General features: G+C 40.3%; 13 protein-coding genes and 1 pseudogene. 8 read left to right on the top strand and 6 right to left on the bottom strand.

Annotated features, from left to right (window positions below; translation table 11 throughout):
- Positions 1-21 precede the first annotated feature (21 nt).
- Positions 22-918, top strand: coding sequence for an IS982 family transposase (locus ACGTJS_RS09395; protein WP_410471537.1), 897 nt, complete (start codon positions 22-24; stop codon positions 916-918).
- Positions 919-1,168: 250 nt separating this feature from the next.
- On the opposite strand, the pseudogene ACGTJS_RS09390 reads toward ACGTJS_RS09395, so the two are convergent.
- Positions 1,169-1,684: pseudogene (locus ACGTJS_RS09390) on the bottom strand (phosphate ABC transporter ATP-binding protein); the annotation flags it as partial.
- Between the two features lie 68 nt (positions 1,685-1,752).
- On the bottom strand, positions 1,753-2,421 hold the full coding sequence (locus ACGTJS_RS09385) for a c-type cytochrome (protein WP_410471866.1): 669 nt from the start codon (positions 2,419-2,421) through the stop codon (positions 1,753-1,755).
- A 319-nt stretch (positions 2,422-2,740) separates the two neighbouring features.
- Between ACGTJS_RS09385 and yihA the strand changes: the two genes are divergently transcribed.
- On the top strand, positions 2,741-3,418 hold the full coding sequence (yihA, locus tag ACGTJS_RS09380) for a ribosome biogenesis GTP-binding protein YihA/YsxC (RefSeq protein WP_410471865.1): 678 nt from the start codon (positions 2,741-2,743) through the stop codon (positions 3,416-3,418).
- A gap of 1 nt (position 3,419) precedes the next feature.
- Here yihA and ACGTJS_RS09375 read toward each other — a convergent pair whose 3' ends face one another.
- Entirely contained in the window at positions 3,420-4,946 is a 1,527-nt protein-coding gene (locus tag ACGTJS_RS09375; RefSeq protein ID WP_410471864.1) for a M48 family metalloprotease, read from the bottom strand.
- Positions 4,947-5,098: 152 nt separating this feature from the next.
- Between ACGTJS_RS09375 and ACGTJS_RS09370 the strand changes: the two genes are divergently transcribed.
- The 6 genes from ACGTJS_RS09370 to thiS all read left to right on the top strand — a co-directional run bounded on the left by ACGTJS_RS09370 (position 5,099) and on the right by thiS (position 8,050).
- On the top strand, positions 5,099-5,455 hold the full coding sequence (locus ACGTJS_RS09370; protein WP_410471863.1) for a sulfurtransferase TusA family protein: 357 nt from the start codon (positions 5,099-5,101) through the stop codon (positions 5,453-5,455).
- Positions 5,456-5,641: 186 nt separating this feature from the next.
- Positions 5,642-6,778, top strand: a complete 1,137-nt coding sequence (rpoH, locus tag ACGTJS_RS09365) for an RNA polymerase sigma factor RpoH (RefSeq protein ID WP_410471862.1) — start codon at positions 5,642-5,644, stop codon at positions 6,776-6,778.
- 11 nt (positions 6,779-6,789) lie between these two features.
- On the top strand, positions 6,790-6,915 hold the full coding sequence (locus tag ACGTJS_RS09360; protein ID WP_410471861.1) for a hypothetical protein: 126 nt from the start codon (positions 6,790-6,792) through the stop codon (positions 6,913-6,915).
- A 171-nt stretch (positions 6,916-7,086) separates the two neighbouring features.
- Entirely contained in the window at positions 7,087-7,386 is a 300-nt protein-coding gene (locus tag ACGTJS_RS09355; RefSeq protein ID WP_315044130.1) for a hypothetical protein, read from the top strand.
- Positions 7,383-7,751, top strand: a complete 369-nt coding sequence (locus ACGTJS_RS09350; protein ID WP_410471860.1) for a DUF423 domain-containing protein — start codon at positions 7,383-7,385, stop codon at positions 7,749-7,751. The genes ACGTJS_RS09355 and ACGTJS_RS09350 overlap by 4 nt, the downstream gene beginning before the upstream one ends.
- A gap of 89 nt (positions 7,752-7,840) precedes the next feature.
- A complete protein-coding gene (gene thiS / locus ACGTJS_RS09345) occupies positions 7,841-8,050 on the top strand; it encodes a sulfur carrier protein ThiS (RefSeq protein WP_315044132.1) in 210 nt (69 codons plus the stop codon).
- 284 nt (positions 8,051-8,334) lie between these two features.
- On the opposite strand, the gene ACGTJS_RS09340 is transcribed toward thiS, so the two are convergent.
- The 3 genes from ACGTJS_RS09340 to ACGTJS_RS09330 form a co-directional block, all read right to left on the bottom strand.
- Positions 8,335-9,717: an FAD-binding oxidoreductase gene (locus ACGTJS_RS09340; protein WP_410471859.1), complete on the bottom strand. Its 1,383-nt coding sequence runs from the start codon at positions 9,715-9,717 to the stop codon at positions 8,335-8,337.
- 40 nt (positions 9,718-9,757) lie between these two features.
- Positions 9,758-10,570: an exodeoxyribonuclease III gene (xthA, locus tag ACGTJS_RS09335; RefSeq protein ID WP_410471858.1), complete on the bottom strand. Its 813-nt coding sequence runs from the start codon at positions 10,568-10,570 to the stop codon at positions 9,758-9,760.
- A 125-nt stretch (positions 10,571-10,695) separates the two neighbouring features.
- Positions 10,696-11,994, bottom strand: a complete 1,299-nt coding sequence (locus ACGTJS_RS09330) for an NCS2 family permease (protein WP_410471857.1) — start codon at positions 11,992-11,994, stop codon at positions 10,696-10,698.
- Positions 11,995-12,036 lie beyond the last annotated feature (42 nt).

Below are 12,036 nucleotides of genomic sequence, written 5' to 3'. Positions count from 1 at the left end.
ACCCTAACAAGGACTTCTTACATGGACAACCTCGAAGCACTATACTGCCACATAGACGACTATTGCAAAACATACACAAACGAACAACAGAAGAAAATGCTAACCCAAAAGAGCAAAAGCAGTAAAAAAACACGAAACAAACCATGCCGTATTAGTTTATCAGAAATCATCACCATATTGGTAGTATTTCACCAAATAAAATACAGAGAATTTAAAGCCTTCTACTACAACTACCTCACCCAATGGCTAAAACCTGCCTTTCCAAACCTACCAAGCTACACAAGAATGGTAGAACTCATGGAAAAAGCAATAGTTCCCATGTGTGACTACCTACAATCTCTCATGCAAAACAACTGCACAGGCATAAACTACATTGACTCAACCAGTTTAGCCGTATGTGATAATCACCGTATCAACCGCAACAAAGTATTTGCAGAAACAGCACAGCGAGGTAAAAGCAGTATGGGGTGGTTTTTTGGCTTTAAACTACACGTCATTATCAATGATAAAGGTGAATTGGTCAATCTAACCGTAACCAAAGGCAATGTTGATGATAGGCAACCTGTGAAAAGACTTTGTGAATCTCATGTTTTTGGTAAACTCTTTGCTGATAAAGGTTATATTGATAAATCATTGACAGATTGGCTTGATGAGCATTTAGATATTGAGTTAATCACGAATGTTAAAAAGAATATGAAATCTAAAGATATTTCATGGTTAAATAGACGATTGCTTAAACGCCGTTTTTTGATTGAAACTGTGTTTGATGAGTTAAAGAATATGTGTCAAATTGAGCATTCAAGGCATCGTAGTTATGTTGGGTTTATGAGTAATTTGTTGGCAGGGTTGATTGCTTATTGTCATCAAACAAAGAAGCCTACATTAAAAAATGTCCTGTTGGGGTATTCTTTATTGTAGGTTTCTTATTTGTTTATATTTTTTCAATAAGTTAAATGATTTTTTATATCGAATTGAGGTTTATAAACGTTGCTTTAAGTCTAATGGTCGTCCTCAGTCAAGTGTTTTTGCTTTGGGGTTAGATTTTCTGATTGATGGATTTAGACGGTTTATTATGTGTGGTGATTTTGCTTTTTTTAATAGGTTGGTTGATTTTCTCAGTTTTAAAAGAAAATCAACTTTATTTTAGTAGTTTCTGTCGTGTGCAGAGTGTAGAAATAGGGTCTAGTGCGGACGTGGGTTCGTCAAGTAGTAGCACTTCTGGGCGAGTTGCTACGCCACGAGCGATACATAGACGTTGTTGCTGACCGCCTGATAGTGATAAGCCTGACGCTTTGAGTTTGTCTTTGACTTCGTTCCACAATGCCAATTTTTTTAATGCCCATTCCACTCGTTCGTCCAGTTCTGCCTTGCTCAATTTTTCGTATAATCGCACGCCAAACGCCACGTTGTCATAGATTGACATGGGAAATGGAGTTGGTTTTTGGAACACCATGCCGACTTTGGCACGCAACAAATTTACGTCTACTGATTTATCCAAAATATTGTTGCCATCTAACAAGATTTCGCCTTTGGTGTGCATATTGGGGTACAAATCGTACATACGATTAAAGGTACGTAGTAGCGTTGATTTTCCACAGCCTGATGATCCGATAAAGGCGGTGACTTTTTTGTCGGCAATGGTTAAGTTGATATTTTTTAACGCATGAAATTTGTCATAATAAATATCATAAAACGTTAGACGAAAAAAAAGCCAAGATAAACTTGGCTTTAAAAAAAATGTTGCAAAAAATATCAGTGTAAACCACCAATAAAATCTGCCAAAATTTTGATATCATTATCTGACAATTTGGCTGCGACCACTTGCATCATGCCTTTTTCGCCTTTTTTGGCTGAATCGTTGGTACGAGTTTGGCTTGCATCCATCACTTCGTCTTCACGACCTGCAGCACGGAACAGTTTTAACTGCGTTGCGATATACTCAGGGTGCTGACCGCCCAAACGTGGGAAAGCCGCCCAATCATTACCATTGCCCTTGCCACCATGACAACCAGAACAAGGAATCACGCCACGCTTGCTATCTCCACCAAAATACAATTTTTGGGCTTTTTCGGCAGTCGCTGGGTCGGCATAGCTAACTGTCCAACGTGGTTGGCTTGCAAAGTAACCTGCCACATTTGCCATATCTTGGTCGCTTAACTGACTGGCATATGGTTTCATAATTAAGTTGACACGGTCGCCACTTTTAAAGGCAACCAATTGTTTATACAAATATTTTACGCTTTGACCGCCAAGGTTTGGTTGAGCAGGCACAGCACTGACACCATTTGCACCATGACAAGCGGCACACACAGTTTCGGCAATGACTTTGCCTTTTTCTATATCATATTTTGGTACAGCAATCGCTGCTGAACCGCTCACGCTGGCGATTAAAAGGCTTGCGGCAGTGATAATTTTTTTCATTGGTAATCTTCCTACTAAAGATTGTTGGCAATCTTTTTATGTTTAAGATGCCATCTTTAAACAAAATTTATAAAAATAGGTTATAATTTTTGACTATTATACCAAGATTTTTTCTATTTTGTTAAAATTTTTTACAATGATGAACAACCAGATTTTTTATCAAAACACAAAAACCTTAGTCGTATAATTGATTTCGTTGCACATTATGCCATAACTTGCCGAATAAGTGAAATAATAATTATCAAATCATTTGAAAAATTGCACGTTTTGCGTGATTTTTCTGTTAAAATACACCCAAATTTTTACCAAGCCAAAAAAAATGACCGAATTAGACCAAACCACAAGCAATACTATCAGCATAGCAGATAACGAGCGTTGGTTACAACAAACCCAATTTTTGTTATCTGCCCCCACGTTTAAACTTTGCCCTGCCGATACAGGGCTAGAAGTCGCCTTTGCTGGGCGTTCTAATGCAGGAAAGTCGTCTTGCATCAATGCGTTAACCAATCAACGTCAGCTCGCCCGCTCATCAAAAACACCTGGACGTACGCAGATGATTAACTTTTTCCATATGGGAAATGACCAACAAAGATTGGTAGATTTGCCAGGGTATGGCTATGCCGCCGTGCCAGAGTCGATGAAAAAAGAATGGCAAAAAGAGTTAGAAAAATATTTGGTTTCTCGTAAAAGTTTGGCAGGATTGATTTTATTAACCGATATTCGCCACCCATTAAAATTTTTTGATGAGCAAATGCTCCATTGGGCAAAAGATGGTGATTTGCCTGTTCATGTGCTTTTGACAAAGGCGGATAAACTCAAATACGGTGCGTCAAAAAATACCTTGCAACAAGTCAAAAACGAGTTAAAAAAGCTAAAATTGCCGTTTAGTGTGCAATTATTCTCGGCTCAAAACAAACAAGGGCTTGATGAGTTAAGTTTGACGTTGGCAAAATGGTTAGAGCTTGGTGTTGAGCCAAATACCGTTCAACAACAATAAATCACGAAACTTTTAATTGATTAGCAATTTGAATTTGCTCAATTTGATTGTTAATCGTTGCCAAAATCGCTTTATTACTGCTTAGGCTATTTGCGATGGTTTTGGCTTGATTAAGTGAAGTAATCGCATTTTCCAACCGATTTTGCCAAAATTCGGCATTGGCACGATAACGTAACACATTGATTTGTTGCAATTTTTTATCATCGCCTTGGGCATTTTTTGCCAAAATCTCACTTGCCTGTTGCAACTTTTGCCACACAATCACATCTCGTGGATTTTGTTTGGATAAAGGTTGCAACAGTTGCACCGCCGATTTAGCACTATTTAGCAAATATTTATTGTCATTTAAATATAAATCAACCAAATACAGTTTAGCATCTCGCCGTTCAGGAAATAAATTGGTAAGTTGAGTCAGTTTGGCTTTGGCATTGTCAAGATTGCCTTGACTTTCGTTCAATTTTGCCGAAATCACCACCGCCAATGGATTGTTTAAGTTATTGATATCATTAGCAAAATATTGTAAAATTTTGTTTGCTTCGGTATATTGGCGTTCGTCAATCAGCAGGCTTGCCAATGCCAATTTTGCCCCATCGCTGTATTTGGCACTTTGAGTTAGTTCAACTTTGTTGGTTAATTTGGCAAGATATCGGCTACGCCATTGAATTTGTTCAAATAATTGTTTGCGGTACAAGCTATTATCGCCGTTGGTATTGGTCGTATTGTTGTAATTTCTGGCTCTATCTCGTGCTTCGCTAAGGCGTTCGGCGGTTAATGGGTGGCTTAGCACAAAACTTGGAATAAAGGCGTTTGGTTTGACAGGATTTTGTTGGTCAAGGGTTGCAAAAAATGTGGGCATGGCGTTCACATCATAGCCTGCTTTTGCCATGATTTGCATACCCACTCGGTCGGCTTCTCGCTCTTGGCTACGGCTAAAACTGGCGGCTTGGTTGGCGGACAAGGTCTGAGCTCCCATAATCGCCACCGCTGCCGCATCGCCACCTCCTGATTTTGCGGCGGCAACACCAGCCAAAATACCGCCCACTTGGGTCAATAAATGTTTGGTTTTTTCATCATTGCGATGTTGATAATGGCGTTGGCTCACGTGGGCGATTTCGTGGGCGATGACGCTTGCCATTTCGTCCATACTGCGAGCTTTGTCAATCAAACCCACATTTAACCCAATCAAGCCAGCAGGTACAGCAAAGGCGTTGATTTGCTTGTCATTGATAATCACCAAGCCAAGCGGTGCGTCGGCACGAGCGACAGCATTCAGTTGCCAGACGATTTGTTCCATACTCGCCTGTAGCCAGTAGTCGGTTAGCATGGGGGCAGCGTTGTTTAATTGGCGTAACGCCCATTCGCCAATCATCAAACTTTGTTGATTATCAATCAAACCACCGCCATGACTCATTTCTGGCAAACTTTGTCCGTAGCCATTTTCTTGATAACTATTTTGATTAAAATCATGGGCATTGGCAAAACTGATTGGCAAGCCAAACACCGAAAACAACAAACTTATTTTTATCATTTTATTTAGCAAAGATATTTTTTTTTGACATAATCTGTATTTTTTATAAAAAATGGTTAAAATAGCTTAGCACAATTTTGTTAAAGGCAATTAACAAAAATTTACGCTTTTTGTAATTTTAAACCATTTAAAAAAACTTATTAGGAAATTTGATGAATAATAACGAAATTTTAAATAATTTTAATCAATTTGATAAAAAAAACGATGATTTTTTACAAGATTGGCAAAACTTTTGTCAAGCCATTGATGACGAAAATTTAACAAAATTAAGCAATTTTGGCAATTTACAGCAATATGTCAATGGCAAAAATCTCGCCTGCCCCATGCCTTTATTAAAATTAAAAATGGCGTTAAAAACCACCGATGACGGACAATCTGTATATGTAACCGCCACCGACCCCAACAGCGAACACGATATTAAGGCGTTTTGTCAACACGCCAAGCATGATTTGTTATTGGTAAAATCCCTGTCAAATATGCCAATTTTTCATATCATTGTCAAAAAATAATTGTTTTGCTAAACAGTATTGTTAATTTTTTAAACCGTTATCGTTACAAATTTGTAGTACAATTTTTAATGGTTTTTATTGGCGTTGGGTTTATAATAAACGTCATGTATCAATTTTTACAAACAGATTTGACAAACAGATTTGACAAACACAAAACACATACAAAAATTTAGATAGAGAAAAGTTATGAGCCATAAAAAAGCAAGTCCGACAACAAAAACCATAGACCCAACAAACCACACACCAAATGAGATTTTTGATGATTTTGACGATGAGGTGTATGACAATGATGAGCCTGATTTTGATGAGTTGGCGTACGGTGATTTTGATGACTTAGACAATTTGGAAAGTTTGGACGATACCTTAGACGATGATTTTGATAACGATTTTGATGATGACTTTGACGAGCGTCCAAAACGTACCGCCAGTCGCAAAAAATCCAAAACCACCAATGCCCTAGTCCCTGCCATGCCAACGAGCCTAACCGCTCCCGGGGTAAACTTGGGTGCGTATATCAATGCGGTGCATCAAATTCCGATTTTGACCCCAGAGCAAGAGCAGGAACTCGCCCACCGCTATTATGATGAAGGCGATGTGGAAGCGGCAAGATTGCTTGTGATGTCGCATTTGCGATTTGTCATTCATATTGCTCGCAGTTATTCAGGGTATGGCTTGCCACAGGGCGATTTAATTCAGGAAGGCAATGTTGGCTTGATGAAAGCGGTAAAACGTTTTGACCCAAATAAGGGCGTGCGTTTGGTGTCGTTTGCGGTGCATTGGATTAAGGCGGAAATTCATGAATTTGTTATTCGTAATTGGCGAATTGTCAAAGTTGCCACGACCAAAGCCCACCGAAAATTGTTTTTTAATTTGCGTTCTTTGAAAAAAACCAATAATCAACTCACGCTAGAAGAAGCCGAAGCGATTGCTAAAGATTTGAACGTTACGGTAAAACAAGTGCTTGAGATGGAAAGCCGTTTGACATCGTACGATGCGTCTTTTGAAGCCCAAAGCGATGACGAAGATGAAGGGCGTTACGCACCGCAGTATTACCTAGAAGATGAAGTTAATCCTGCCGATATGGTGGAAGATGCCGACTGGGAAGAGAGCAATAATAACGCCCTAGCTGAAGCGATGGACAGCCTTGATGAGCGTTCTCGTGATATTGTGCAACAGCGTTGGTTGAATGAGCAAAAAGCGACCTTGCATGAGTTGGCGGCGGAGTATAATATATCTGCGGAGCGGGTGCGTCAGATTGAGAAAAATGCGATGGATAAAATTAAAGAAGCAATGCTTGCTAATACGCATTTGCAGTTGGATTGAGTGGATAAAACATGACACATATTGAACATGATTTCATCATCATTGAATGGGACGAAAACAAAAACCAATCCAACAAACAAAAACACAAAGTATTGTTTGAATTAGCACAGCTTGTTTTTTTGATGAAAATTTTTTAACCGAAACTGACTTTGTCAAAGATGGCGAACAACGTTGGCGAAGTATTGACAAAATTGCTGACAACGTGATTTTGTTTGTGGGACATTTATACCAAGGCGATGCAAGTGGCAAAGAAGTTTTTCGCATTATCACCGCTCGCCCTGCAACGAATCTTGAAAAGAGAGAATATTATGGCAATTATTAGAAATGTATTATATAAAAATAATCCACCACCTATCACACCTGCCATGCAAGCGGAAATTGATTATCTGAAAAATATGTCAGATAACGAAATTGATTTAAGCGATGCACCAGAAGAGCTTGATTGGTCTAATGCAACTCGTGGTTCTTTTTTTAATAAAAATATTCATCGTATCAAAATTGATGATGATGTTGCAGAATGGCTTGATAAAAAAGGCTTTGCCGAACATTTTGACCGTTTTATCAATCAGTTACTTCGCCAAACCATGCAAAAAGAGCAATTATCATGAATGTGAATTGGTTATCTATCGGTGCGATAAATCTAGCGATTGCGGTGGCGTGTGGGGCGTTTGGCTCGCATGGTTTAAAGGCTCGTCTGACCGCAGAACAGCTTAACTGGTGGCAAACAGGCACGCAGTATTTTTTTTATCATGCGTTGGGATTGCTGATTGTGGGGTTGCTGATTAAGTTAAAATTTGCCCCTGCCAAAATTGCTTGGGTTTTACAATTTGGCATTGTGTTTTTTGTCGGGTCGTTGTATTTGATGGCATTGGGTTTTCCAAGATGGCTTGGAGCGATTACGCCAATTGGCGGAACGTTGTTTATTATCGCTTGGGTGTGGTTGGCGGTTGTTTTGGCAAAAGTTAAAGGATAAAAAATGCTAACCATTTCAATGGGTCTTACGCTAATTAACGTTCATTTTAATTAAATATTTTTTTAAATTAAATAAAGGAAGGAGCAAAAATGCCCCAAACAATACAAGTAATATTAAACGGTGAAACCTTACAAACTGCCCACACCCATTTACAAGCATTGCTTGATGAAATGGGGCAAACGACAGGGCGTTTTGCAGTAGAAGTTGATGGCGAGCTCATTCCCAAAAGCCAGCTTGCCAACATCAATTTAACCGACAATATAAAAATTGAAGTCGTGCAAGCGGTTGGCGGTGGTTAATTAAAAATTAACATAAAAAAGGACGTATTGATTTTACGTCCTTGTTATTCAAGTTATTAAGCAATTGCCATTTAATCTTAGAATCTATATTCACAACATTACGCAGTAACATTTTACAAATTTTAAAAGCAGATATTTATTTGCTTTTGCATGAAAAATGGCTAAATCTTGCGGCTCGATGTCAAAAACTTGCCTGATAGAATGACTATCAGTCTGCGTTTTTTCCTTAAAAAGCTGGCGATTTATCTCATTTTTCATCGCAAAAACGTTATGAATACAGGTTCTTAAAACCAAATTTTATCAGGATTCATAATATTATTTGGGTCAATCGCCTGCTTAACCGCACGCATGAATTGAATGGCATTGCCGTGTTCTTTTTCCATATACTTGCGTTTGCCTTGACCGATACCATGCTCGCCTGTACACGTTCCGCCCATCTCAATCGCACGATACGCCAACCGAGCTAAAATCTCTTCAGCAGTTTTCAACTCATGTTCGCTATTGGTATCAACAAGCAACAACACATGAAAATTACCATCGCCAACATGTCCAACAATCGGTGCAAGCATACCTGATGCCTCAATGTCGGCTTGTGTCGCCGTAACGCATTCAGCAAGGCGAGAAATCGGCACGCACGCATCGGTTGATAATCCACGAGCCTCTGGGCGTAAGGCACAGCTTGCAAAATACGCATTGTGGCGGGCTGTCCACAGTTTTCTTCGAGCTTGTTCATCGCTATCCCATGCAAAATTTGAACCTTCAAACTCTTCAATAATGGACGCAAACAGCTCCGCTTGTTCTTTTACGCTGTTTTCTGTGCCATGAAATTCCACAAATAAAGTCGGTAATTCTGACAAATCCAATTTTGAATATTGGTTACACGCTTTGACTTGCACAGGGTCAAGCAATTCAATACGAGCAATTGGCAAACACATTTGAATGGTTGCAATGGTCGCTTGACACGCCAAATCAATACTCGGAAAATTACAAACGCCACTTCCCACGCACTCAGGTGAGCCAAACAAACGCACCGTAATCTCAGTAACAATACCAAGCGTCCCTTCCGAACCTACGATTAAACGTGTCAAATCATAGCCCGCAGCCGATTTTTTGGCACGGCTACCTGTATGGATAATTTCACCGTTTGGCATCACGACTTCTAACGCTAAAGTAACGTCCTTCATCGTGCCGTAACGCACCGCATTCGTACCTGATGCACGAGTAGCGACCATACCACCAATCGTAGCATTCGCACCGGGGTCAAGCGGAAAAAATAGCCCTGTCGTCCGCAGATAGTGATTCAATTCCTCACGAGTAACGCCCGCTTGCACAGTCGCTGTCAAGTCTTCGGCATTGACGTGCAAAATCTGATTCATCGTGGACATATCAATGCACAGACCGCCATGCGGTGCGTTGAGCTGACCTTCCAATGACGAGCCGATACCAAAGGCAATCACAGGCATTTTATGCTCGCTACAGATTTTCACTGCATCTGCCACATCGTGCTTGTCATGAGCGACCAACACCGCATCGGCAGGCTGATTTTCTAGCCATGTCATCGTGTGGGCATGTTGCTGGCGAGTGGTTAAATTGGTGGATAATTGTTTGCCAAATCGCTGTTGTAAGGCTTCAATGGCTTGGGCAAAGCGTTGATTTTCATTTATCATTGTTGTTCCCCTTTCATCAAATTAAATAAAAATTTGGCAATTAAACGTCAATATCCACCCAAACAGGGGCATGGTCGGACGGTTTTTCCATCGCTCGCAACTCATAGCTAATACCTGCGTTTTTGACATTAGCAAGCAAATCTTGCGTACACAAAATATGGTCTATGCGTAAGCCACGCTTGGGCGTGTCATCAAAACCCTTAGAACGATAATCAAACCAGCTTAAACCATCACTCTCGGCGTGCAAATGCCGATAGGTATCGCTTAACCCTGTATTCATCAAGGTTTGATACCATTCAAGCTCTTCTGGCAAAAACGAACAGACCCCTTGCGACAGCCAGCGTTTGGCATTTTTTTCGCCGATACCGATATCTAGCGGATTTGGGGCGATGTTCATATCACCCATGACGATAATTTCACGATTTTGTTGTTTTAAATCAAGGATATAATCGGTCAAACGTTGATAAAAATCTTGTTTCATGGGAAATTTGGTTTCGTGTTTGCGGTTTTCGCCTTGCGGAAAATAGCCGTTTAACACGTCAATTTGTTTGCCATCAAAATCATAACGTGCATGAATCAGCCGTTTTTGTTCGTCATCATTTGCACCAATAAAGCCTTTTTGCACAAAAATTGGGGCTTGTTTTGACAGCAATGCCACGCCATAATGCGATTTTTGTCCAAAAAATTCCACATGATAGCCCAAACTTTTGACATCGTCCAAAGGAAAGGCTTCGTCATGAACTTTGGTTTCTTGCAGACCGATAATATCTGGATTGATAACATCTGTAAGGGCTTGTAGTTGGTGCTGTCTGGCACGGATACCGTTGATATTAAAACTGACAAAACGTGGCATAATTCACTCTTTTTACATCGCTAAAAAATGGCTATGATAGCATTTTTTAGGGTGAAAACCAAATAAAAAATGCAACCTTTTACGATTGCATTTTTTAATAAAACTTAAAAACTTATTGTCAAAAATTAATGCAAAAAGATAAATTTTACCAATAAAATCGCTGTCAAAACCCATACCGCAACGCTGACTTCTTTATGACGACCGCTTACCAATTTGCCAATCGTATAAGTGATAAAGCCCAATGCAATACCATCTGCAATGGAGAAAGTCAAAGGCGTTAAAAGTAGCACAACCGCCACAGGCGAGGCTTCGGTCAAATCGTCCCAATCAATCTCACGCAAGGTAAACAACATCAACACAGCCACATAAAAAATCGCCCCAGAAGTCGCATACGCAGGAATCATACCAGCCAGCGGTGCAAAAAACAACGCCAACAAAAACAACAAGCCAACGACAATCGCCGTCAAACCTGTACGACCACCTGCCGCCACGCCTGCCGTACTTTCAACATAACTTGTCACAGAGGATGTACCCAGCAACGAACCTGCTACCGCAGCCGAAGAGTCGGCAAACAAGGCTTTGCCAAGATTTGGGATTTCACCGTCATTTTTCATCAAGCCAGCTTTTTTGGTAACGCCAATCAACGTACCTGAGGTGTCAAACAGCACCACAAATAAAAACGCAAAAATTACACTAATCATACTGACATCTAACGCCCCTGCAATGTCTAACTGCATAAAGGTTGGTGCGATAGACGGCGGTGCGGACACGATACCTTGATATTGAGCGTGTCCTGTGATTAGGCTAATCACCGTTACAATCAAAATGGACAACATCACCGCGGCAGGGACTTTTCGTTGCACAAACACAACAATCAAAAAGAAACTCAAAATCGCCATCGCAGGGGCAAAATCGGTAATATTACCCATACTCACAAAAGTCGCAGGATTGGCAACGATAATTCCCGCATTTTTTAACGCAATAAACGCCAAAAATGCCCCAATCCCCGCCACGATGCCTTGTTTTAAGGTATAAGGAATGGCGTTAATCACCCATTCACGCAGTTTAAACACGCTGATTAACACAAATAACAAGCCAGATACGAACACCGCACCCAATGCCACTTGCCAACTTTTGCCCATACCTAGCACGACACTAAAGGTAAAAAACGCATTTAAGCCCATACCAGGGGCGAGTGCCACAGGCAATTTGGCGATTAACCCCATCAAAAAACAGCCAATCGCTGATGCCAAACAGGTCGCCACGAATACCGCACCTGAGTCCATGCCTGCTTCTGCAAGCATTGACGGATTGACAAAAATAATATACACCATCGTCAAAAACGTGGTAACACCTGCCAAAATCTCTGTTTTGATGGTGGTATTGTTACCATCAATCCCAAAATAACGTTCTATTGCGTCCATAATGACCGCCCAATAATAAAAAAGTGAAAAAACACACAAATT

The organism is Faucicola mancuniensis (assembly GCF_046523945.1).
Taxonomy (GTDB): Bacteria; Pseudomonadota; Gammaproteobacteria; order Pseudomonadales; family Moraxellaceae; genus Faucicola; species Faucicola mancuniensis.
The sequence above is the reverse complement of the archived record's forward strand: the minus strand, read 5'-3'. Positions and strand labels throughout refer to the sequence as shown.

What these genes read in the sequence shown, in the direction of transcription:
- rpoH (WP_410471862.1), top strand. Translation starts at nt 5,642, where the DNA reads ATGAGCCATAAAAAAGCAAGTCCGACAACAAAAACCATAGACCCAACA.
- ACGTJS_RS09340 (WP_410471859.1), bottom strand. Translation starts at nt 9,717, where the DNA reads ATGATAAATGAAAATCAACGCTTTGCCCAAGCCATTGAAGCCTTACAA.
- ACGTJS_RS09370 (WP_410471863.1), top strand. Translation starts at nt 5,099, where the DNA reads ATGAATAATAACGAAATTTTAAATAATTTTAATCAATTTGATAAAAAA.
- ACGTJS_RS09330 (WP_410471857.1), bottom strand. Translation starts at nt 11,994, where the DNA reads ATGGACGCAATAGAACGTTATTTTGGGATTGATGGTAACAATACCACC.
- ACGTJS_RS09355 (WP_315044130.1), top strand. Translation starts at nt 7,087, where the DNA reads ATGGCAATTATTAGAAATGTATTATATAAAAATAATCCACCACCTATC.
- ACGTJS_RS09385 (WP_410471866.1), bottom strand. Translation starts at nt 2,421, where the DNA reads ATGAAAAAAATTATCACTGCCGCAAGCCTTTTAATCGCCAGCGTGAGC.
- ACGTJS_RS09375 (WP_410471864.1), bottom strand. Translation starts at nt 4,946, where the DNA reads ATGATAAAAATAAGTTTGTTGTTTTCGGTGTTTGGCTTGCCAATCAGT.
- yihA (WP_410471865.1), top strand. Translation starts at nt 2,741, where the DNA reads ATGACCGAATTAGACCAAACCACAAGCAATACTATCAGCATAGCAGAT.
- xthA (WP_410471858.1), bottom strand. Translation starts at nt 10,570, where the DNA reads ATGCCACGTTTTGTCAGTTTTAATATCAACGGTATCCGTGCCAGACAG.
- ACGTJS_RS09360 (WP_410471861.1), top strand. Translation starts at nt 6,790, where the DNA reads ATGACACATATTGAACATGATTTCATCATCATTGAATGGGACGAAAAC.
- ACGTJS_RS09350 (WP_410471860.1), top strand. Translation starts at nt 7,383, where the DNA reads ATGAATGTGAATTGGTTATCTATCGGTGCGATAAATCTAGCGATTGCG.
- thiS (WP_315044132.1), top strand. Translation starts at nt 7,841, where the DNA reads ATGCCCCAAACAATACAAGTAATATTAAACGGTGAAACCTTACAAACT.
- ACGTJS_RS09395 (WP_410471537.1), top strand. Translation starts at nt 22, where the DNA reads ATGGACAACCTCGAAGCACTATACTGCCACATAGACGACTATTGCAAA.